Source organism: Vibrio sp. 1CM2L (genome assembly GCF_023161695.1).
GTDB classification, from domain to species: Bacteria; Pseudomonadota; Gammaproteobacteria; order Enterobacterales; family Vibrionaceae; genus Vibrio; species Vibrio coralliirubri.
The window spans coordinates 423,548-445,916 of sequence record NZ_JALNTT010000002.1 but is presented as its reverse complement, the minus strand read 5'-3'; the positions used below and the strand labels follow the sequence as shown (position 1 = coordinate 445,916).

At 45.2% G+C, this 22,369-nt stretch carries 18 protein-coding genes; 12 read left to right on the top strand and 6 right to left on the bottom strand.

Features of this window, described 5'->3' with window-relative positions:
- Positions 1–230: 230 nt before the first annotated feature.
- On the top strand, positions 231–4,460 hold the full coding sequence (fdhF, locus tag MSG34_RS07135) for a formate dehydrogenase subunit alpha (protein ID WP_248336853.1): 4,230 nt from the start codon (positions 231–233) through the stop codon (positions 4,458–4,460).
- A gap of 130 nt (positions 4,461–4,590) precedes the next feature.
- On the opposite strand, the gene MSG34_RS07130 is transcribed toward fdhF, so the two are convergent.
- The 6 genes from MSG34_RS07130 to MSG34_RS07105 form a co-directional block, all read right to left on the bottom strand.
- Entirely contained in the window at positions 4,591–5,571 is a 981-nt protein-coding gene (locus MSG34_RS07130; protein WP_029235462.1) for an alpha-L-glutamate ligase-like protein, read from the bottom strand.
- Between the two features lie 3 nt (positions 5,572–5,574).
- A complete protein-coding gene (locus tag MSG34_RS07125; protein ID WP_048612747.1) occupies positions 5,575–7,080 on the bottom strand; it encodes an inactive transglutaminase family protein in 1,506 nt (501 codons plus the stop codon).
- A gap of 17 nt (positions 7,081–7,097) precedes the next feature.
- Entirely contained in the window at positions 7,098–7,838 is a 741-nt protein-coding gene (locus tag MSG34_RS07120; protein WP_248336851.1) for an ATP-dependent zinc protease, read from the bottom strand.
- Positions 7,839–8,150: 312 nt separating this feature from the next.
- Positions 8,151–9,122 (bottom strand): tRNA 5-methoxyuridine(34)/uridine 5-oxyacetic acid(34) synthase CmoB, encoded by a 972-nt coding sequence (cmoB, locus tag MSG34_RS07115; protein ID WP_248336849.1) that lies wholly within the window; start codon positions 9,120–9,122, stop codon positions 8,151–8,153.
- Positions 9,123–9,308: 186 nt separating this feature from the next.
- Positions 9,309–10,037, bottom strand: a complete 729-nt coding sequence (cmoA, locus tag MSG34_RS07110; RefSeq protein WP_048616287.1) for a carboxy-S-adenosyl-L-methionine synthase CmoA — start codon at positions 10,035–10,037, stop codon at positions 9,309–9,311.
- Positions 10,038–10,176: 139 nt separating this feature from the next.
- Positions 10,177–11,082: a DUF72 domain-containing protein gene (locus tag MSG34_RS07105; protein ID WP_248336847.1), complete on the bottom strand. Its 906-nt coding sequence runs from the start codon at positions 11,080–11,082 to the stop codon at positions 10,177–10,179.
- A 314-nt stretch (positions 11,083–11,396) separates the two neighbouring features.
- Between MSG34_RS07105 and aspS the strand changes: the two genes are divergently transcribed.
- The 11 genes from aspS to tolQ all read left to right on the top strand — a co-directional run bounded on the left by aspS (position 11,397) and on the right by tolQ (position 22,369).
- Positions 11,397–13,175 (top strand): aspartate--tRNA ligase, encoded by a 1,779-nt coding sequence (gene aspS, locus MSG34_RS07100; protein WP_017062081.1) that lies wholly within the window; start codon positions 11,397–11,399, stop codon positions 13,173–13,175.
- A gap of 170 nt (positions 13,176–13,345) precedes the next feature.
- Complete coding sequence (gene ruvC / locus MSG34_RS07095; RefSeq protein WP_004736470.1) at positions 13,346–13,867, top strand: crossover junction endodeoxyribonuclease RuvC; 522 nt, start codon at positions 13,346–13,348, stop codon at positions 13,865–13,867.
- A gap of 196 nt (positions 13,868–14,063) precedes the next feature.
- On the top strand, positions 14,064–15,524 hold the full coding sequence (locus MSG34_RS07090; protein WP_050643799.1) for a methyl-accepting chemotaxis protein: 1,461 nt from the start codon (positions 14,064–14,066) through the stop codon (positions 15,522–15,524).
- A gap of 92 nt (positions 15,525–15,616) precedes the next feature.
- Positions 15,617–16,228 carry a Holliday junction branch migration protein RuvA gene (ruvA, locus tag MSG34_RS07085; RefSeq protein ID WP_017062079.1) on the top strand — a complete coding sequence of 204 codons (612 nt, stop codon included), beginning with the start codon at positions 15,617–15,619 and terminating at the stop codon, positions 16,226–16,228.
- Positions 16,229–16,346: 118 nt separating this feature from the next.
- Positions 16,347–17,363 (top strand): Holliday junction branch migration DNA helicase RuvB, encoded by a 1,017-nt coding sequence (gene ruvB / locus MSG34_RS07080; RefSeq protein ID WP_017062078.1) that lies wholly within the window; start codon positions 16,347–16,349, stop codon positions 17,361–17,363.
- A 552-nt stretch (positions 17,364–17,915) separates the two neighbouring features.
- Positions 17,916–19,502, top strand: a complete 1,587-nt coding sequence (gene cydA / locus MSG34_RS07075) for a cytochrome ubiquinol oxidase subunit I (protein WP_048616295.1) — start codon at positions 17,916–17,918, stop codon at positions 19,500–19,502.
- A gap of 13 nt (positions 19,503–19,515) precedes the next feature.
- On the top strand, positions 19,516–20,652 hold the full coding sequence (cydB, locus tag MSG34_RS07070) for a cytochrome d ubiquinol oxidase subunit II (RefSeq protein WP_019821033.1): 1,137 nt from the start codon (positions 19,516–19,518) through the stop codon (positions 20,650–20,652).
- A 31-nt stretch (positions 20,653–20,683) separates the two neighbouring features.
- Entirely contained in the window at positions 20,684–20,791 is a 108-nt protein-coding gene (gene cydX, locus MSG34_RS07065; protein ID WP_000270284.1) for a cytochrome bd-I oxidase subunit CydX, read from the top strand.
- Entirely contained in the window at positions 20,784–21,086 is a 303-nt protein-coding gene (gene ybgE / locus MSG34_RS07060) for a cyd operon protein YbgE (protein ID WP_017067532.1), read from the top strand. The genes cydX and ybgE overlap by 8 nt, the downstream gene beginning before the upstream one ends.
- Positions 21,087–21,252: 166 nt before the next feature.
- Complete coding sequence (ybgC, locus tag MSG34_RS07055) at positions 21,253–21,696, top strand: tol-pal system-associated acyl-CoA thioesterase (protein WP_086970839.1); 444 nt, start codon at positions 21,253–21,255, stop codon at positions 21,694–21,696.
- Complete coding sequence (gene tolQ, locus MSG34_RS07050; protein WP_017062073.1) at positions 21,686–22,369, top strand: protein TolQ; 684 nt, start codon at positions 21,686–21,688, stop codon at positions 22,367–22,369. Before ybgC ends, tolQ begins: the two co-directional genes overlap by 11 nt.

The following is a 22,369-nucleotide window of genomic DNA, read 5'->3' as shown; positions in this document are numbered from 1 at the left end:
TACTTCTTACTTCTAGATCAGAACTCCTCCCGCTTAATCCTCTCTTCAATACTGATAAGACCACTCATACCTTAGGTTTATTATCAATGGAACTTGTTTGAGGTCACACGCACAAAACCACAAATAATGTATGGTAATGACATAGATTTAATAATATTAATAATATTGTATTACTTAAATTTTAATTATTGATAACTCGCGTGTGCGAAAGGTAAAGGTAGGACTTAGGTATGATTCAAATCGTTATTGATGGGAAATATCGAATCGTCGAGCAAGGACAAACCGTTCTTGAAGCGGCAAAAACATGTGGTTTGGAAATCCCATCTTTATGTGGTTTGAATAAAACAGCGGATAAAGTGCCGTGTGATTTGTGTGTCGTTGAAGTTGATGGCGTTGGTGTTACTCGCTCTTGTGAGCTTGAAGTGTCTAATGGGCTGAATATTACCACTCAGTCAAAACAGTTAACGAACCATCGACAAGAAGCGTTGAATCGCATCATGACCGATCACTACGCTGACTGTGAGGCGCCATGCCAAACAGCCTGTCCTGCTAGGGTCGATATCCAATCTTACCTGCACCATATTGCTCAAAATGATCACATCAAAGCGATTGAAGTGATCAAAAAGACATTACCAATGCCGCTTTCAATTGGTCGTGTGTGTCCTGCTTTCTGTGAAACCGAATGTCGTCGTAACTTGGTCGATGAATCCATCGCGATTCGCCAACTCAAACGACACGCTGCCGATGCGGATTTAGCGGCTCAAGAGAGCTACATGCCAGCGAAGAAACCAAATAAAGGCAAGAGCATTGCTATTGTTGGTAGTGGCCCCGGTGGTCTTACTGCGGGTTATTATCTATCTAACGAAGGTTATGATGTCAGCGTCTATGAGTCGATGCCGCAAGCGGGTGGTTGGCTGCGTTACGGTATCCCTGAATATCGCTTACCCAAGTCGATTCTAGATAAAGAAATCGAGCTGATGTGCCGCAACGGAATGGTGGTTGAGTGCGGTAAAAAACTCGGTGTTGATTTTACACTGTCTGATTTAAGTAACGATTTTGATGCAGTTTGTTTAGCGGTTGGCGCATCGCAAGCGGTCGAGATGAACTACCCGGGTAGTGAACTCGGCGGTTGTTATTTGGGTGTCGATTATCTCAAAGATTACGTGACCGATCAGCAGTATGTCACTGGTAAAAAGGTCGCAGTAATTGGTGGCGGTAATACCGCGATTGACTGCGCTCGAACAGCGGTGCGTGATGGAGCGGATACTACGCTGATTTATCGTCGAACTCGAGATGAGATGCCGGCAGAAGATTACGAGATCGAAGAAGCTGAGCATGAAGGTGTGAAGTTCCATTTCTTAACCAACCCTGCAGAAAACATAGCCGATGATAATGGTCATGTATCAGAAATACGATTAGAACGAATGGCTTTGGGTCCTGCTGATGCTTCGGGCCGCCGGAGCCCTAAACCAACTGGCGAGTTCTTTGGTGAAGCGTTTGATACGGTTATTGCCGCCGTGTCGCAAAAGCCTGATCTGAGCTTTATGGACAACGAAGCGATTGATATTCCTCTTACTCGTTGGAATACCGCAGATGCTGATCCGCAAACTATGCATACCGGAACCGGAAATATTTTCAGTATTGGTGATTTCCGACGCGGTCCTGCAACCGCAGTCGAAGCGGTAGGAGACGGGCGTATTGCTGCACAAGCGATCGATCGCTTCTTCCACGGTGATATGGAAAATATTCCGGCTAAACCGTTTAACTCAAGAAAGCACAAACAGCTCAAAGCGGTGGATCCTGAGCAATACCAGTCGATACAGCGCATGGCTCGTAAGATCATGCCAGAACTAACGCCCGAGCAGCGTGAACAAAGCTTCGATGAAGTAGAAACAGGGTTTGATAATGCCGATGCAATAGCGGAAGCAGCAAGATGTCTAGAGTGTGGCTGCCAAGCTAATACAGATTGCGACCTACGAGACTACTCGACCGAATACCAAGCAACGCAGACACATCCAGAATACAAAATCGATGTGGCTTCGAATGAGAGTTGGCAGGCGATTCGTGCTGAAGAAGCGAAGGTCGGGTTAACAAGACAAAAATTTTCGGTCGATGACAGTTCTGAGTTCATTATCTTTGACGCCAACCGCTGTATTAGTTGTGGCCAGTGTATCCAAGCGTGTCGCGAACAGAACGTCCATGGCGTTCTAAGCTTCATGAACCAATCTGATGGCAAGCCTGCATCAAGACCCGAATGTCGTCCTAACTTTGGGGCGGACAAGACCTTAATGGGCGACTCAAACTGCGTTCAATGTGGATCGTGTATTCAGGCGTGTCCAACCGGTGCAATGGTGGATGCTCGCGACAGAAAGCAGGGAGACACAGACGTACTCAAGAAAGTCGATACCATCTGCACCTATTGCGGTGTCGGCTGCAAGCTAACCATGCATATCGATGAGCAGAAAAACAAAATCCGCTATATCGAAGGCGGAGACTCTCCGGTTAATGAAGGCATGTTGTGTGTTAAGGGACGATTTGGCTTCGATTTTGTGGGCAGCGATGCGCGTTTAACCACACCATTAATTCGTAAAGATGGTTGGTTGCAACCTGCAAGTTGGGATGAGGCAGTTAAGCTCATTGCCGAGAAGTTTACTGCGATTAAGCAAGGCTTTGGCAGTAATGCTTTAGCGGGGTTCTCGTCGGCGAAAACCACCAACGAAGATAACTATGCCTTCCAAAAATTCATACGTCGTGAACTTGGCACCAATAACGTCGATCACTGTGCACGTCTTTGTCACGCATCGACTGTTACTGGTTTAGAGGCTTCGCTAGGTAGCGGGGCGATGACCAATGATATTCCAAGCATCAAGCACTCAGATGTGATCTTTATTATTGGCTCAGACACGACTTCAGCACACCCAATTATTGGCTCGCATATCAAGCAAGCGGTGAGACATGGTGGAGCAAGACTAATCGTTGCCGATCCAAAACGGATTGATATTACTGACCATGCTGAGCTTTACTTAGCGCACCGACCGGGTACCGATGTAATGTTGATTAATGGTGTGATGCAGCAGATCATCAAACACGGTTGGTATGACCAAGAATATATCGAAGACCGTGTGGATGGCTTTGATACCTTGCTTCAAGAGGTCATGTCACCAAGTTATTCGTTAGACAAAGTGGAGCTGGTAACTGGCGTTAAAGCGGAAGACATCTTCGCAATGGCACGATTGATTGGTACTGCAGAGCGTACTGCGGTGTACTATTCGATGGGCATTACGCAACATACCACTGGTCACGATAATGTTCGCTCAATCGCTAACCTGCAGCTCTTGTGTGGCAACATCGGTATTGAAGGTGGTGGCATCAACCCTTTACGTGGTCAATCCAATGTTCAGGGTGCGTGTGACATGGGCGCATTGCCAAACAACCTTCCGGGTTATCAGAAAGTGTATAACCCAATGGTTCGTCAAAAATTTGCGATGGAGTGGGGCGTTTCTGACTTACCGGCTGAAACAGGCTTAACGCTGACCGAAATTATTGATGGTGCGTGTCATCGAGATGTTCGTGGCCTTTACGTAATGGGCGAGAACCCAGTGCTGAGTGACCCGAACCAAGCGCATGTGATTGAAGGTCTTGAAGCGTTAGATTTCCTCGTGGTTCAAGATATTTTCTTAACCGAAACCGCGCAGTATGCCGATGTGGTTCTGCCATCTTGCTCGTTTGCTGAGAAGTCTGGTCACTTTACTAATACCGAGCGTCGTGTTCAGCGTATTAATCCTGCGGTATTGCCTCCAGGTGAAGCGAAAGAAGATTGGGTGATTATCCAAATGTTGGCCAACGCAATGGGCGGTAATTGGGAATATGGCTCGGTTGCTGATATCACCAATGAGATAGCGCGTGTCACACCACAGTATGGTGGTTTACGTTGGGAGAACATTACGGTCAACGGCGTGCAATGGCCAAGTAATAAGAACAACCCAGATGGCACACGTATCATGCACCAGACCCAATTTACGCGTGGGCGTGGTCAAATGGAGGCGATTCCGTTTAGATATGCTGCTGAGCTACCGGATGCTGAATACCCGTTAGTGTTAACGACAGGCCGCATTCTAGAACAGTTCCACACCGGAACCATGACACGTAAAACCAAAGGGTTGGATAACTTAGCAGGACCGCGTGCCATGGTGAGTGTTCATGATGCTGAGGCGCTAGGTATCTCGAATGGTCAGATGCTCAAGGTCTCAACACGTCGTGGTGAAATCGAAATCGCGGCGTTTGTCACTAAACGAATGCAAAAGGGTGTGGTGTTTATTCCATTCCATTTTGTTGAATCGCCGGTTAACCGCTTGACTACCACAGCGACTGATCCACACGCGAAGATCCCTGAGTTTAAGGTGGCGGCTGTGCGTATTGATCCCATTCGTGAGCCTGAAAGTGAAGTAACAGAGGCTTAGTCATATTAGCTAGGTAAAAGACGGCAGACATTAAAAAGCCGCGTAACTCTCAGAGTTATGCGGCTTTTTTATCGAGCTAGATTCAGTATGAATTACTTACTGAGTCGTTTCGCTTTTAATACAGATGAGCTTAGTTTGGAACAATTTCGCTGCCGTGAACACCAAATTGCTTAGCAGCGTAGGCAACGCGCTCGGCTGGTTTTGGGTATTCAGCTGGTGTGCCCAGGTTTTCAATATGATGCAAGCGAGGTAATAAACCTGCGCCGTTTGCAATCTGTATTGCTAATCCAGGACGAGCGTTTAGCTCCAGTACCATTGGGCCTTCTTCTTGGTCTAAAACCATGTCCGTACCCATGTAGCCAAGGCCTGTCATTTCCCAAGCACTTGATGCAAGAGTTAGCAGCTTTTCCCAATGGGGTACTTGTAGTAGCGCCAACTCTTTACCCGTATCTGGGTGGTGGGTCACTGGGTGGTCGAATTGAACCGCACGAACAGCTTTACCTGTAGCGATACAAATACCTACGCCCACAGCACCTTGGTGCAAGTTAGCTTTACCATCAGAAGCTGAAGTCGATAGACGCATCATCGCCATTACAGGGTAGCCCTTGAATACAATGATTCGTACATCTGGCACACCCTCGTAACTGAAGCCGTCAAAACACTCGTCAAACTTGATTAGGTTCTCAACTACAGCGACATCGTTCTTACCACCGAGTGAGAAAAGACCCGCGAGAGCGTTACTGATGTGACGCTCTACGTCTTCTTCATTGATAGTAGAACCTGATGGCTTGGTGTAAACGCCGTCCTTGTGAGAAGTCACAACAAGGATACCTTTACCACCACTGCCTTGAGCAGGCTTGATTACGAAACCCGGCCACTCTTTTACCATCTTATGGATTGTTTTTACTTCAGCTTGATGACCAATCACGCCAATCAGTTTTGGTACAGTAGCACCAGCCTGTTCAGCAATGATCTTCGTCTTAAGCTTGTCATCAACGAGTGGATACTTGGAACGATCATTGTAGCGACCAATATAACTATGGTTACGCTTGTTCATTCCCATTATGCCTTTGTCTTTCAACCTAAACGGTGAAGTAAACTGATCAAACATAACTTAGTCCTCCGCTAGCGGTTTAAAGCGACGAAGCTCGGTTAGACGGTATCCTGTGTAGTTACCTAGTAGCAAGATGGTCGCTAGAATAACAAGTTGTAAACCAATAAAGTTAAACGTTAAGTGCTGAATGAACGGGTTAGTCATGCCTAAGTAAACAAGAACTGCAGTGAATAGAGAACCGCCACCTTGTAACATTACTTCTTTCGCGCCTTCTTCTTCCCATAGGATAGACATACGTTCGATAGTCCAAGACAGGATAATCATTGGGAAGAACGTAATGGATAGACCTTCAGTCAGACCCACTTTAAATGCGACCACAGTAAACACAGAGATAATCATGATTACCGTGATGATTACGGCGGATATCCTGGCTACCAGTAGCAAGTTGAGTTTGGACAAGTAACTTCGAATAATCAGACCCGTACCTACAATAAGTAGGAAGCCAACAATACCCGTTACCAGTTGTGTTTGTACAAAGGCTACCGCAATCAGTACTGGCATGAACGTACCAGACGTTTTCAGACCGATGATGACACGTAGGAACACAACAATCAGAGCACCGATAGGAATCAGCATGATGGTTTTAAACATCGCTTGTTCTTCTAGCGGTAGGCTGTGAATGGAAAGGTTTAACAGTTGATCAGCAGAGACTTTACTATTGGTTGCTTCCGTTGGTGAAACCTCTTGAGCAATCATAGAGAAGTGAACTTTACTGTTCTGACCGCCAACAACATCCAGTAGAGAAACGTTTGATTCGTCCCAGATGAGTAGGTTTGGTTGAACTTGTTGTTCGCTTGATTCAGGAGAGAACAGAATCCACTCGTCGTTATCCCAGATCTGAATCATGTTTTGAATCGACTGACGACGACGACCATCTTCTAGCTCGATAACACCAACCACTTTGTTGTGTATTTTCGCCGCTGAAAGTAGCTTGTGTGTCGCTTCCACTTTGGTCATGTTGTTCAGAATCAGCGCTGAGTTTTGGCTGTCTGGATCATTAAGTGTTTTGATGAGCTCACGGGTAAAAGTGATATTGTCTGCAGAACGTTTTGTCGCTCTATCAATCAATGCAAGAGAAGCCGCTTCTTCAGGGCCGTCGAAGCTTGGTTGCGAGACTTCACCTTCTGGTGCGATAGCATCAACTTTTGCTTGGTTGTCGACTAGGAATTGTGTTTTGTAGTAGATGGTTTGAGGGCCATCTGCGTATCGAATAGACCACTCTGCGCGGCGACCTGATTCGGTATTCAAGTAAGAGATACCGTAACCTGGCGATGAAGCCGATTCGCCGATAAGTGTGTAGTTAGACTGAGTATGAGGAGCCGCTAAGGAAACTTTTGCTTCTTTGCCTACTGCGTTGAACTCGATGCGAGCTTCAACGTCCCAAACCTGTCTGGTTTCCCCTGGAGTCCAAGGTACACCGTAGGTCGTATGTCTGAACATACTCAGTGTTATACCTGCCACGATAAGCAGGAATATAGAGATATAAAATGGAATTCTTGACGTCATAGCTTACCCTACTATTGTTATTTAACTTCCGTTTGTACGTACTTTTTACTTACATCTACTAGCGCTATGTCTTTGATAAATTCGCGCCCTAGTAATACAGGGTGACTCATTTGAGAGCGATCCGCCAATGTAAATTGCGCTTTTTCATGGATTTTTCCAACTTTCACCCATAATTCGATCACAGCTCGACGTTCTGTTTGATCATTGGTTGATTGACGGATTTTTACATAACGTACAACAGGCGCTTCAATCCATTTCTGGTCTTCTTCAGCTTGGGCTTTGTCGTCTAGGTGAAATTTAACCCAGTTCTTGCCGTTACGTTCGAATTCTTTGATATCGACAGCGTTTAAAGAAGAGGTGGTTGCGCCAGTATCTACACGAGCATCAAAGCTTTGCTTGATAGAGTCGATAGACACTTTTTCGATGCCGCCAAGGATAGTCGGTTGTGATATAGGAGCGATAGGAGCAACGGCAACAGCGACCGGTTCTTCTTCCTCTAGCTCTTCAAGAACCTTGTGTTCCATGCTCGTTAGATGGGTATCTAATTGACTAGAAAGGGTAGTAATTTCGTCTTCTAAGCTTTCAATATAATCACTTTGATTGCTTAGTTGCAGTTCAAGATTTTGAACCTTATTTGCGATGTTTGTCTCTGAGCGGGAAATAGCGTCGAGAGTTTCTTGGTGGTAGGTAGCACCGTTCGTGAGGGTACAACCAGAGAGCAAACCAACCGCCACAATAGGCGATAATCGCTTAAACATAAAAAAAACCTTTGAGAATTAGAGAATAGTTCAGACTATTTAGAAGTTTAGCCCACAAAAAAGGATGCGTGAAGCATCCTATTGTAAGAGTCTGGTCATATTGAATCGCAATGTGAGCGCTACGCCAATTATTGCTATTTGAAATAGCTCACTTATTAAACATAAGTCAATTTTTGTTCAATTCGTGAGCTCAGGAAGCAAAGTTCACCGCGAAATTAACGGTGGCTTTTGACCATGCAAGCAATTGTTTTGCTGCCTTAATAGGCTTGTGCTTTATTTACTCAATATGCCACTGCTTTGTGGGCAGTAAATCTATGGCTTTGTTGCTACCAGAATCGCACGTCTCGGTGCAGGGTGACCTTCAACCGTTTTACTTGGATCGTTCGGATCTAGGTAATCTGGAAGAGAGTTGTGTGTCATCCATTCTGTGGTGCGTTGTTCACCAATTGTCGTGACATTTTCGTCAACGATTCGTACGTCTTCAAAACCAACTTGTTCTAGCCAGCGTTTCAGTGCGCGAGCTGAAGGGAAGAAGTAGACGTTTCTCATTTGCGCGTAACGGTCAACCGGAACCAGTACCGCATTTTCGTCGCCTTCGATAACCAAGGTTTCAAGAACCAGTTCACCGCCTGATACCAATTGGTCTTTTAGTTGAATCAAATGGTCCAGTGGCGAACGGCGGTGGTAAAGCACCCCCATGCTGAATACCGTGTCGTAGGCTTCTAGCTTTGGCAGCTGCTCAATACCTAGAGGTAATAGGTGAGCTCGTTGGTCATCGCCCATTAACTTACGAATCGCTTCAAATTGAACCAAGAACAGGTGAGAAGGATCGATACCAACCGTTAAGCGAGCACCTTCACCCAGCATGCGCCACATGTGGTAACCATTGCCACAACCTACATCGAGAACCGAACGGTTTTTCAATGGAGAGATATGTGGAAGCACACGATCCCATTTCCAGTCACTGCGCCACTCAGTATCGATATGAATATCGTGAACTGTGTAAGGTCCTTTTCTCCATGGGTGGAACGTCTTTAATAGGCTTTCTAGCTTTTTAAGCTCGCCCGTGTGAAACGGTTTTGAGCTACCAATCGTCACTGAGTTTTTCAGGTCAACTTGGTCTGGCACACCCTGTGGAATCTTGTTTAGTGCACGTAACCAGCGGTCGAAGTCACCGTGCTCTGCATTTTGCCAATCGGTCAGTTGCTGTGGCAGGACATTTAGCCACGGCTGAAGGCGAGTATCTTGGGCAATAAGTTGATAAAAATTGGCAAAATTAAACATAGGTTTTCACTGAGTTGGTGGTGTGGAAATTAAATTTGTCACTCCATTAAGAGTGTGGACAAACATGCTAGGGAATCTCGTTTATCGTGTTTGATAAGAGATCCCCAACTCGCTCGTTCCTCGCTCTTGAGGATGACATTTTAGTACGTGCTAACGGTGTCGCGACTGTTACGTAATCGAAAATATTTACTTTATCGCGAACATTGAACCAAAGTTGAAACATTGGAACCAGACTTCGCTGCTTGAGAAACCAATCTTATCAAATCGCTCTCTGTGAACAGGGATCGAATCAGGGCGCATCACGTTTTCAATTGCGCTACGTTTCTGACTTACTTCTAGCTCGCTGTACCCGTTAGCACGCTTGAAATCATGGTGCAGGTCTATAAGCAGCTCATTTGAGCTTTCATCTTCGAATACGTATTTTTCTGACAGGATTAAGATCCCGCCTGGGCGCAGGCCAGCATGAATTTTCTCAAGCAGAGCGTATCGATCGTCCGGAGAAAGAAATTGCAGCGTAAAGTTAAGTACCACAACAGAAGCGTCTATGATTTCCACTTCACGGATGTCTGCTTCAATCACTTCTACCGGCGTGTCACTGCGGTAAGCATTAACGTGCAATTTGCAGCGCTCAACCATGGCTTCTGAATTATCGATCGCGAAAATCGTGCAGCCTTCTTGCTGAATGTGACGACGCATAGAAAGTGTCGCAGCACCAAGCGAGCAGCCAAGGTCGTAAATATTTGAATGTGGCTTTACAAAGCGCTCAGCCAGCATGCCGATTGCAGAGATGATATTGCTATAGCCAGGCACCGAACGTTGAATCATATCCGGAAATACTTCAGCAACCCTTGCATCAAAGGTGAAGTCTCCAATTTTATCAATAGGAGCGGAAAAGATATTGTCTGTGTTGCTCATAGCATTTTCTCTCGACAGTCAGCGTAATTGGCACAAAATTCGTACCAAATAAAAGGGGACGTATTTTACGTAAAAAAAGCGCTACTGTCACGAAAACTGAGATTTAGCTCAAGGTTCGAAGTTACTCATAGATGATGGGTTAAAACATCGAGATTTGATGATTGCCTTTTTGAGCCGGAAACTGAGCCAGATCGGGCAGTAATAATGATGTATTTTCAGACACTTGCTTTTGTAGTCGTTTATAGATAGCAATCGCAAGTTCAGGTGCGTGGTTGTTGTCTGGGGTGTGGATCATTAAATAGGGCTGCTTGCCTTCATTAAGCCAGTTTGGGATTTTGGCAAACCAAGGCTTAAAAAACTCAATATTAGGTTCTTGGTCTGGGTGGCCAATAAATCGAATCATCGGGTTATTGGCGGTCGCAATTGCATGAACAGGAACACGCGGTTTTTTCTGATGCGCATCGATCACCGCTTCTGTGGTTGGTGGCGCAGAAAAAACGGGGCGGCTGTCCATAATGATGCGATTGATGCCTTCCTCAACCAGCCATTGGTTGAAGCGTTTTTCCGCATCACCCTTATCAAAGAAACCCAAGTGTCGAACTTCGACGCCAAGCTGCATATCTTTTGGGAATAAGGTGCAAAACTTTTGTAGGGCAGGCAGCATGCTGGGCTCAAAACTGTGCGGCAGCTGAATCGTCCATTGACCAATGCGGTCATGCAGTGGCGACATCGTCATCAAGAACTCTTTGAGTTCGGCTTGGCAGTGTCTCAGTTGTTGCTGGTGGGTGATAAATTTAGGTAGCTTAAACGTGAACCTGAAATCATCGTGACTCGCTGCTTTCCAGTTATGTACGGTAGACATACTTGGCGTAGCGTAAAAGGTCGTGTTGCCCTCGACGGTATGGAAAACTTGGGTGTATTTTTCCAAGCGTTCGGCAGGCTTGGTGCCTTTACCGTAGAACTGACTTTGCCACTCAGAGTGAGACCACATGGTTAATCCAAGTCTTAGAGGTAAAGTTTCTGTTATTATTACACGATTATCCATCTATTACACCGTTATCCATCACGCCATCAGTCATTACAAAAAGTTTTTGGGTTGAAACGAAAATCTACTTTACGAGAGTTTTGCTGATTAAGGTACTTTCGAGATATAATTATCGCAATTTTTTCGGTTTTGATGAATCTTTGCGCACTTGATGGGCTAAAAAGCAGCAAAGCCAGATAAAACACAATAAATTCGAATGTGGAAGGTCGATTTTAAGCGAGTTTCCGCGTATAAATGTTCCTTTGCTCTGTTGTGTGGAATGACCACTGACAGCTTGGAAATTAGTAAATAATTAAGAGATTGGGAAATTCATTATGCGTACCCATTACTGTGGTAACCTGAACAAGTCCCTGGCGGGACAAACTGTAGAATTGTGCGGCTGGGTAAACCGTCGCCGTGATTTAGGCGGTCTTATCTTTATTGATATGCGTGATCGTGAAGGCATCGTTCAGGTTGTTGTCGATCCAGATATGAAAGATATCTTCCCGATCGCTAACCAACTGCGTAATGAATTCTGTATCAAGTTTACTGGTGAAGTACGTGTTCGTCCGGACAGCCAAGTAAATAAAGACATGGCTACTGGTGAAGTAGAACTTTACGCGACTGGTCTAGAGATCATCAACCGTTCAGAAGCGCTTCCACTAGACTTCAACCAAACGAACTCTGAAGAGCAGCGTCTTAAGTACCGTTACATCGATCTTCGTCGTCCAGAAATGAGCGACCGTATCAAGCTTCGTGCACGTGCTTCTAGCTTCGTTCGTCGTTTCCTAGATGAGAACCTATTCCTAGACATCGAAACGCCAGTACTAACGAAAGCGACACCAGAAGGTGCTCGTGACTACCTAGTACCAAGCCGTGTTCACAAAGGTAGCTTCTACGCACTTCCTCAATCTCCTCAGCTGTTCAAGCAACTGCTGATGATGTCTGGTTTTGACCGTTACTACCAAATCGTTAAATGTTTCCGTGATGAAGATTTACGTGCTGACCGTCAGCCTGAATTTACTCAAATCGATATCGAAACATCTTTCATGACTTCTCAAGAAGTACGTAACGTGACTGAGAAGCTTGTTCACGATATGTGGAAAGAACTTCTAGATGTTGAACTAGGTCAATTCCCAGTAATGCCTTTCTCTGAAGCGATTCGTCGTTTCGGTTCTGATAAGCCAGATCTACGTAACCCACTAGAGCTAGTTGACGTTGCTGACCTGGTTAAAGATGTTGAGTTCAAAGTATTCTCTGGCCCTGCTAACGACGAAAAAGGTCGCGTAGCGGTTATCCGTGTACCAGGTGGTGCTAAGCTAACTCGTAAGCAAATCGACGGTTACGCTGAACACGTAAACATCTACGGCGCGAAAGGCCTAGCTTGGATGAAGGTTAACGACCGTGCTGCAGGCATGGAAGGTATTCAATCTCCAGTTGCTAAGTTCCTAAGCGAAGACGTAATCAACGGTATTCTAGATCGCACTCAAGCTGAATCTGGCGATATCATTCTGTTCGGCGCAGACAAAGCGGGCATCGTTGCTGAAGCAATGGGCGCACTTCGTCTTAAACTAGGTACTGATCTAGAGCTAACAGACACATCTGCATGGGCTCCACTGTGGGTTGTTGACTTCCCAATGTTTGAAGAAGACGGCGAAGGTAACCTACACGCAATGCACCACCCATTCACATCACCACTAGGTGTGAATGCGGAAGAGCTTAAAGCGAACCCAGCAGCAGCAAATTCTGATGCATACGACATGGTAATCAACGGCTACGAAGTAGGCGGCGGTTCTGTACGTATTCACAACGCAGAAATGCAAACGGCGGTATTCGGTATCCTAGGTATCGAAGCACAAGAGCAGCAAGAGAAGTTCGGCTTCCTACTTGAAGCACTTAAGTACGGTACGCCACCTCACGCAGGTCTAGCATTCGGTCTTGACCGTCTAGCAATGCTGCTTTGTGGTACAGAGAACATCCGTGACGTTATCGCATTCCCGAAAACAACAGCTGCAGCATGTCTACTAACAGACGCGCCAAGCCTAGCGAACCCAGCATCACTGGAAGAGCTAGCAATCGCAGTTAAATTGGCAGAGAAAAAAGAGCAAGCGTAAGCCTGTTATCTTTTCTTGTTGATGAAGAGATCCTAGTTGATAGAGAGCTCTTAATTAATTAGCCAGACTAGCCAGTAAATTAGAAAATGCCCGTTAATTTGACGGGCATTTTTTTTTGCGTTCGATATACTAAGCTCATAAAGCATGTATAAATAATCAGTATTGAAGTTATGTCTATTATCTTAGGGATTGACCCTGGCTCGCGTATTACCGGCTATGGCGTGATTCGTCAAAATGGTCGCCATCTATATTACTTAGGTAGCGGTTGTATTCGCACCTCTGAAAAAGAACTACCGGGCCGACTCAAACAAATCTACGCCGGTGTGAGCGAAATCATCACTCAGTTTCAGCCGGATGTGTTTGCGATAGAACAGGTCTTCATGGCTAAGAATGCGGATTCTGCACTTAAGCTGGGTCAAGCTCGTGGCAGCGCGATAGTGGCAGCGGTAAATGCGGATCTCCCCGTTCATGAATATGCGGCTCGTTTAATCAAACAAGCGGTGACAGGCAATGGTGGTGCTGACAAGTCGATGGTGCAGAATATGGTGATGAGCATGCTTAAGTTGCCTGCCAAACCACAGGCCGATGCTGCCGATGCTCTAGGCGTAGCGATCACTCACGCCAACACCAATAAAACCTTGGTTGCACTGGCAGGTAAAGCGACAGGCGCGAGAAAAGGGCGCTACCGTTAATTCCATCCCTCAATTTTCTGAAAGCTTGCATTACTTGAGCCTGACGCCCTGTTTGGCTCATATCAAAACAATACGCACCTAAATCCTTGATGAAATGAGATCTTTCGAACATAACCCAGATAATAACATTGCGTATCATTTAACATGTTATTAACATTGGTCGGAGGTCTTACAAGTTAATCAAGGATGATCACTGATGAACCCAATCAAGCTGTGGCGCGCGCTGTTTCTACCCAAAAGTAATGGATGGAATAGCAACGAAGTCAGACAAGCGGATATCTTATTACTTTTCACTTTTATCGCATTCTTCGTGGGTGTCTACAGCCTCATCAAGTGGACCAAGCATGAAGAGCAACTGCTGATTGCCACTTCCATATTTCTTATCGCCTTTGAATTAGTCTCTGCATTGCTATTACGCATTACCCGCAAGCCTAGCTTGGCATTGAACTTTGGCTTTGTTGGCATGGCGGTGCACGCCCTGAATATCATCTATCAAAGCGGTGGTGTGGTTGAGTCTACTCAGGCTTATTGGGTGCCGTTGTTAGTGGTTGCTTTTTTTCTGTCAGGAACTCGAATTGTCGCCCTTGTATGGAGTGGGTTAGTGATTGGTGTTTCACTGGTGATGACTTCGGCTCATCTTGATGGCTTTGAATTTCCGCAGTTAGTACTTACTCCGGAAGCGGTAGTGGTTGAGACGTGGTCTGGTGTGATCATGCCGCTGGTGGTGATTTGCATTGCTCAAGCCTTTACTGCTAAGCAAAAAGAGGTGGCGATTGAAATGGCAGAAGATGCGATTTCGGAAAGCCAACAGATTGCCAATCAAGCGACGCAAAGCGAAGGTCGACTTTCCATTGTCCTTGACCAAGCGAACTCAAACTCTGAAAGCTTACAGGGCGTATCTGTCCATTTAGATCAGCAGTCTCAAGACCTGCATGCTCAAGTTGAAGTGTTGAACATCAATTGCGAATCTCAGGCGAGTGCAGCAGAACAGATGAGCCAACAACTGCATCAAATGACTCAAGGCATCGAGGAATCTAATTCATTTGTGGGTGAGCTAAAAGAGCGTAGCGAAGCCGTGGGAACGAAAGCGCAAAAGAGCTCAGAATCACTAGAAGCCTCAACCAGTGCAATCAGCCAGATCATTCAAAGTAATCAAGAAATCATGAAAGTCGCTGATTTGATTACTTCCGTAGCCGAACAAACCAACCTATTAGCTCTTAACGCAGCAATAGAAGCAGCACGCGCCGGAGAGCAAGGACGAGGCTTTGCTGTCGTCGCTGACCAAGTGAGAGAGCTATCGGCGAAAAGTAGTCACTCCGCGATAGAAATTCGAACCTTATTAGACCGAAGTAAAGAAGAAGTGGAGCATGGCAGAGCAATCATTGAAACCACGGCCAATGAAATGAACGGCATTATCTCCGAGGTTCAGACTATCTCGACCGACGTTAATCAACTGACTAATATTATGGCGATGCAGATGAGCTCATTGAAAGAACTCGATCTCGCGAGTTCAGAAGTGGCACAGAGCGTTGCAGAAACCAAATCCGTGTCAGGTTTAGTCGCTAATTATGGTTCTGAACTGACCGGGCATGTCACCTCGGTAAAAGAACTGGTCGAAAGCTTAAACAGCGTGGTTTCCCAAGCTAAGCAAGCTTAAATAAATCATCCTAATAAACACAAAGAACTGGATAAGCATCCAGTTCTTTTATATTCTGTCCCTCAAATTATATTCCATCAAGAGAGTGAATTGTGATCGGACGTCTACGCGGTACATTAATAGAAAAACAGCCACCAGAATTACTAATCGAAGTGAGTGGCGTTGGCTATGAAGTTCAAATGCCAATGAGCTGTTTTTATGAATTACCAAACGTGGGCGAAGAGGCAATCATCTATACGCACTTTGTTGTACGTGAAGATGCGCAGCTACTTTATGGTTTTAACACGGTTAAAGAGCGTGCGCTGTTCCGTGAAGTGATCAAAGCAAACGGTGTGGGTCCTAAGCTTGGCCTTGGCATTCTTTCAGGCATGACAGCTAGTCAATTTGTGCAGAGTGTTGAGCGTGAAGACATCTCGACGCTGGTTAAACTTCCGGGTGTGGGTAAGAAAACCGCTGAACGTCTGGTTGTTGAAATGAAAGACCGCCTGAAAGGGTGGGGCGCAGGTGACCTATTTACTCCAGCGACGGATGCAGCTCCGATTGATTCTATGCCTACCGTTCACGACGCGGAAGAAGAAGCGGTAAGTGCACTACTTGCATTAGGCTACAAGCCGACTCAAGCTTCTAAGGTGGTTTCTCAAGTGGCTAAAGATGGCATGACTAGCGAACAGTTGATTCGCGAAGCTCTGAAATCGATGGTTTAATACCCAATATACTTGTTCGACAAAATAGACTTATTCACTTTGCCTTTACACAGAGTCAAGAAGCGCAGAGTCAAGAAGCGCAGAGTCAACAAGAGCATAGTTAGGAATAGCAGAATTTATGATTGAAGCCGATCGCCTTATTGCACCGGATAACCCAGTATTCAAAGATGAAGATGTCATTGATCGTGCAATACGCCCTAAAGCACTTGCTGACTATCAAGGTCAGGATCACGTTCGTGGCCAGATGGAGATTTTCATCAAAGCGGCACAACTGCGTAACGAGGCGCTCGACCACCTGTTGATATTTGGTCCTCCTGGCTTGGGTAAAACCACGTTGGCGAACATTGTTGCCAATGAGATGGATGTCAACATTCGTACGACTTCAGGCCCTGTTCTAGAAAAAGCGGGTGACCTAGCGGCGCTGCTGACCAATCTTGAAGAAAATGATGTCCTGTTCATTGATGAGATTCACCGTTTAAGCCCTGTGGTTGAAGAGGTGTTGTACCCAGCAATGGAAGACTACCAATTAGATATCATGATTGGTGAAGGCCCAGCGGCACGCTCTATCAAGATTGACCTTCCTCCTTTTACTTTGATTGGCGCAACCACTCGTGCTGGCTCACTGACATCGCCGTTACGTGACCGTTTCGGTATTACTCAGCGTCTTGAGTACTACAAGGTTGAAGACCTACAAAATATCGTGCAGCGCAGTGCAGATTGCCTTGGTCTTTCTATGGAGTCCGAAGGGGCGCTAGAAGTTGCTCGCCGAGCTCGTGGTACGCCACGTATTGCTAACCGTCTACTGCGCCGTGTTCGTGATTATGCGGAAGTAAAAGGGGACGGACATATTTGTCCAGAGGTTGCTGACAAAGCGCTAAACATGTTGGATGTCGATGCTAAAGGTTTCGACTACATGGATAGAAAGCTTCTGCTGGCGATTATGGAGAAGTTTGGTGGTGGTCCGGTTGGTATCGACAACATGGCTGCCGCGATTGGTGAAGAGAGAGATACCATTGAAGATGTGTTAGAACCTTACTTGATTCAACAAGGTTACCTACAAAGAACGCCAAGAGGTCGAATCGCGACCGACAGAGCATATTTACACTTCGGAATAGATAAGCCGTCTAATCGTTAAATTATTCATTTTTAAAGATCCCAGTTGCATAAGCGCTGGGATTTTTTGCTTTTTACTGAATAACAACTCTTTGAGCGAGTCGATAAAAAGACTGAATAGCGGTCATCAAAAATGAAAACTTTGATTGCAGGTTTGATTTGGCTAACAAAAAATGAAATAAGTTGTCATATTTTTTGTTAATACTTTATAGGTAGTTGTAATTCGTATGTTGAGGCGGTGCTGAGCTTTTGTCACAGATATCATGCGCTGTTATTAACTGAGGCTAAATTGGTGTGATTTTAATCATGATTGTTCAAAAATAACTCTAATTTGCTCGAATAAAATTGATACAAATCAACGCAAGGTTCTCCTATAAACCTTTTGAAACATACTGATTTTACCAGTAATATTAGCGCCAGCTATATTAGCTCATGCTTAACAATAATCTAACTATAACGGTACGTTTTTGCTACAAATTTCAATTTGTAATAACAATTACACAAATTGTTTTAACATGGATTTTTGCGGTGATTAATCACACAAGTGTCATTCAGCCGACACAAAGGAGTTACCATGATTGATGTTGTTGATCTGTCGCGATTGCAGTTTGCATTTACAGCGATGTATCACTTCCTATTTGTTCCACTGACACTAGGTATGGCATTTCTACTTGCCATTATGGAGTCAGTTTATGTAATGACTGGCAAGCAAATTTACAAGGACATGACTAAGTTCTGGGGTAAATTGTTTGGTATTAACTTTGCTCTTGGTGTAGCGACAGGCTTAACCATGGAGTTCCAGTTCGGTACTAACTGGTCTTACTATTCTCACTATGTTGGCGACATCTTTGGTGCTCCGCTGGCTATCGAAGCGCTTGTTGCATTCTTCCTAGAGTCTACTTTTGTTGGTCTTTTCTTCTTCGGTTGGGACAGATTGTCGAAGCGTCAACACTTAGCGGTAACTTGGTTAGTAGCACTTGGTTCTAACTTCTCTGCGCTTTGGATCTTGGTAGCTAACGGCTGGATGCAAAACCCAGTGGGTGCGGAATTTAACTTTGAAACTATGCGTATGGAAATGGTGAGCTTCGCTGAAGTTGTACTAAACCCAGTAGCACAGGTTAAATTCGTACACACAGTAGCGTCTGGTTACACAACGGGTGCAATGTTCGTCCTTGGCATCAGCTCATACTACATTCTTAAAGGTCGTGACCTTGCCTTTGCTCGTCGCTCTTTCGCGATTGCAGCATCTTTCGGTATGGCAGCGATCCTGTCAGTAATCGTGCTAGGTGATGAATCTGGTTACGAGCTTGGTGAAGTTCAAAAAGTGAAGCTAGCAGCTATTGAAGCAGAGTGGCACACTGAAGAAGCACCAGCCGCATTTACTGTTTTTGGTATTCCAAACCAAGAAACAATGGATACTGACTACGCAATTAAAATTCCTTACGTAATGGGTATCATCGCAACGCGTTCGCTTGATACTGAAGTAACGGGCCTACGTGACCTACGTGATGACCACGTTGATCGTATCCGTACTGGTATGTACGCGTACGAGCTGCTTGAAAAGCTACGTGCAGGCGATAAGTCTGAAGAAAACATGGCTGCGTTCGACGAAGTGAAAGGTGACCTAGGTTACGGTCTACTTCTTAAGCGCTACACAGACGACGTTGTTGATGCAACAGAAGACCAAATCCAAATGGCTGCGGATGATTCTATCCCAACAGTTTGGCCTCTATTCTGGTCATTCCGTCTGATGGTTGCTTGTGGCTTCATCATGCTGTTTGTATTCGGTGCTGCGTTTGTTCAAACGTGTCGTCAGAAAATCGAACAGAAACCATGGGTACTTAAAGCTGCGCTATTCTCAATCCCACTTCCTTGGATTGCGATTGAAGCAGGTTGGTTCGTTGCTGAGTTTGGTCGTCAACCATGGGCGGTTGGTGAAATCCTACCGGTTAACGTTGCTGCATCAGCACTGACTATTGGACAGCTTTGGACTTCTCTATTCGCTATCCTGGCACTTTACACAGTGTTCTTGATTGCTGAAGTTTACCTAATGCTGAAATTCGCACGTAAAGGTCCAAGTAGCTTGAAGACAGGCCGTTACCACTTCGAACAAAACGATAACTCTGTTGAAGACAAAGTTAGCCGTTCAGTTGAAGTATAAGTGAGGGAATATTATGTTTGATTACGAAAGCTTACGACTTATTTGGTGGGTATTGATCGGTGTTCTACTGGTTGGTTTCGCCGTAACTGATGGCTTTGATATGGGTGTTGCCGCTCTGTCACCTGTTATCGGTAAGAGCGACACTGAACGTCGTATTATGCTAAACACGATTGCCCCTCACTGGGATGGTAACCAAGTTTGGCTTATCACTGCGGGTGGTGCATTGTTTGCTGCATGGCCACTGGTTTACGCGACGTCTTTCTCTGGTTTTTACTTCGCAATGTACGTAACGCTAGCTGCACTTTGGTTACGTCCACTTGCTCTTGACTACCGTTCAAAGATCGAAGATCCAAAATGGCGCAAAACTTGGGACTACGCACTTTGCTTTAGTGGCGCAGTACCACCAATCATTTTCGGTGTGGCATTTGGTAACCTACTACAAGGTGTTCCATTTGAACTGAACGAGTTTATGATGTCTAAGTACCATGGTACGTTCTTCGCTCTGCTTAACCCATTTGCATTGCTTTGTGGTGTGTTGGCTCTGATGTTGTTCGTGATGCAAGGTGCAACATGGCTTCAAATGAAGACAACAGAAGAGCTGCACGCTCGTGCTCGTAACGTTGCTCAGATCACTGGCCTAATTGCTATTGCTCTATTCGTTATTGGTGGTTTCTGGGTTCAATCTATCGAAGGCTATGTAATTACGAGCACTATCGATACGTTTGCTGACTCAAACCCACTAAACAAAGAAGTATCACTTCAAGTGGGTGCTTGGATGACAAACTTCGAAACTTATCCAGCAATGTGGGCTGCGCCGATCCTTGGTGTAGCAATGCCACTGCTTGCTGTGATTGCATCTCGCTTTGAGCGTGGTGGTTTCGCATTCTTGTTCTCAAGCCTATCGAACGCTGGTGTTATTTTAACGGCTGGTTTTGCAATGTTCCCATTCGTAATGCCATCAAGCCTGAACCCTAACCAAAGCTTGACTATGTGGGATTCAACAGCGAGTGAGCTAACGCTTGGTCTTATGACTGTCGTTGCGGCGGTAATGGTTCCTGTGATTCTTGGCTACACAACTTGGACATACTACAAAATGTTCGGTCGTCTAGATAAGAAACACATCGAAGATAACGACGTTTCAGCTTACTAAGCTAGAAGTTAAATAACTTAGGAGAAATTTTATGTGGTATTTCGCATGGATTTTGGGTGTACTTCTAGCATGTGCATTCGGCATCATCAATGCTCTATGGCTAGAGCATTCAGAAATGATGGACAAAGACAGTGAGTAATCTCGCAGAGCAAATCGCTAAACTGCATCAACCAATGGATAAGACTCTGCTTAGAGCCTTATCCCTAGTATTGGGTTTCATGCATGTGGGTTTAGTGATGTGGGATCCTGAAGCGTATGCGACAAGTATCGGTGGCTTTAACGCGATCATCGGGCCAATGTTCATTTGGGCAGTATGCTCAAGCATGGTTTACGGTATCGGATTTAAGCCAAGAGCTTGGATGTGGCAGCTACTGTTTAGCCCATATGTTTCACTCACAATTTTGCTCTACCTAACGACGCTGCGCCTTCTATAAAAGGCAAAGGATTTAGGTTCATAACAACGTGAACCTTTATACTTGTTGGGTTTTTAGCCAAAAAGAGGTCATCTTATACAGATGGCCTTTTTTTTCGTCTCTCAAATCAAAAAATTCACAGCGATATACTATTAATGATAAGGAGTTAGGTTATAGTGAGATCTTTATCGTTTGGGATTGTGGTATCAAATTGCAGGGATTATCTAAGCCATTTACGTGGCCAGTGACAGTGTATTACGAAGACACCGATGCGGGTGGCGTTGTATACCATTCAAACTATCTTAAGTTTTTCGAACGCGCTCGAACTGAGATGCTGCGCTCAATTGGCGTTTCTCAGCAAGTATTGTTAGAACAAAACATCGGTTTTGTAGTCCGACATATGGACATTGATTTTATTCAAGGCGCGCGTCTTGATGATTCTTTACAAGTCATTACAAATATTTACGAGTTGAAGCGAGCTACCTTGGTCTTCTGTCAAGAGATCGTAAATCCTGATGGCAAAGCATTGTGTAAAGCAATGGTTAAGGTAGCATGTATCGACAATCAAAAAATGAAACCAAAGGCAATGCCAACATTTATTCTTACGGAGCTAACGAATAGTGACTGCTGAAATCTCAATCTTAGGCCTAATTTTAGAAGCTAGTTTACTAGTTAAGATGGTCATGCTGACTCTTATGGGCATGTCTGTTGTTTCTTGGGCGATGATCATAAAAAGAAGTAAAGTGTTATCTCAAGCTTCTAAACAAACAGAAGTGTTTGAAGACAAATTTTGGTCAGGCGTTGATCTTGCAAAACTGTACCAAGAGAGCAACAAGCGCAAAGACGAGCTTTCTGGTACTGAAGAAATTTTCTACGCAGGCTTTACTGAGTTCGCTCGCCTTCGTAAATCGAATGCAACATCACCTGACTTCATCATGGAAGGCACTGGCCGTGCGATGCGCGTTGCCGTTGCTCGTGAAGTAGATGAACTAGAAACTAACTTACCTTTCTTGGCGACTGTTGGCTCTATCAGCCCATACATCGGCCTATTTGGTACGGTTTGGGGCATCATGCACTCATTCATCGCATTAGGTGAAGTGAAGCAAGCGACGCTCGCAATGGTTGCTCCTGGTATTGCAGAAGCACTGATCGCAACAGCTATGGGTCTATTCGCTGCGATTCCAGCAGTAATGGCGTACAACCGCTTCAGCAGCCGAGTAGGCAAGCTAGAGCACAACTACGCGACTTTCTCTGAAGAGTTCCACAGTATTCTTCACCGTCAAGCGATGGCTGGCAGGGAATAA

What these genes read in the sequence shown, in the direction of transcription:
- fdhF (WP_248336853.1), top strand. Translation starts at nt 231, where the DNA reads ATGATTCAAATCGTTATTGATGGGAAATATCGAATCGTCGAGCAAGGA.
- MSG34_RS07130 (WP_029235462.1), bottom strand. Translation starts at nt 5,571, where the DNA reads ATGTTTGATCAGTTTACTTCACCGTTTAGGTTGAAAGACAAAGGCATA.
- MSG34_RS07125 (WP_048612747.1), bottom strand. Translation starts at nt 7,080, where the DNA reads ATGACGTCAAGAATTCCATTTTATATCTCTATATTCCTGCTTATCGTG.
- MSG34_RS07120 (WP_248336851.1), bottom strand. Translation starts at nt 7,838, where the DNA reads ATGTTTAAGCGATTATCGCCTATTGTGGCGGTTGGTTTGCTCTCTGGT.
- cmoB (WP_248336849.1), bottom strand. Translation starts at nt 9,122, where the DNA reads ATGTTTAATTTTGCCAATTTTTATCAACTTATTGCCCAAGATACTCGC.
- cmoA (WP_048616287.1), bottom strand. Translation starts at nt 10,037, where the DNA reads ATGAGCAACACAGACAATATCTTTTCCGCTCCTATTGATAAAATTGGA.
- MSG34_RS07105 (WP_248336847.1), bottom strand. Translation starts at nt 11,082, where the DNA reads ATGGATAATCGTGTAATAATAACAGAAACTTTACCTCTAAGACTTGGA.
- aspS (WP_017062081.1), top strand. Translation starts at nt 11,397, where the DNA reads ATGCGTACCCATTACTGTGGTAACCTGAACAAGTCCCTGGCGGGACAA.
- ruvC (WP_004736470.1), top strand. Translation starts at nt 13,346, where the DNA reads ATGTCTATTATCTTAGGGATTGACCCTGGCTCGCGTATTACCGGCTAT.
- MSG34_RS07090 (WP_050643799.1), top strand. Translation starts at nt 14,064, where the DNA reads ATGAACCCAATCAAGCTGTGGCGCGCGCTGTTTCTACCCAAAAGTAAT.
- ruvB (WP_017062078.1), top strand. Translation starts at nt 16,347, where the DNA reads ATGATTGAAGCCGATCGCCTTATTGCACCGGATAACCCAGTATTCAAA.
- cydA (WP_048616295.1), top strand. Translation starts at nt 17,916, where the DNA reads ATGATTGATGTTGTTGATCTGTCGCGATTGCAGTTTGCATTTACAGCG.
- cydB (WP_019821033.1), top strand. Translation starts at nt 19,516, where the DNA reads ATGTTTGATTACGAAAGCTTACGACTTATTTGGTGGGTATTGATCGGT.
- cydX (WP_000270284.1), top strand. Translation starts at nt 20,684, where the DNA reads ATGTGGTATTTCGCATGGATTTTGGGTGTACTTCTAGCATGTGCATTC.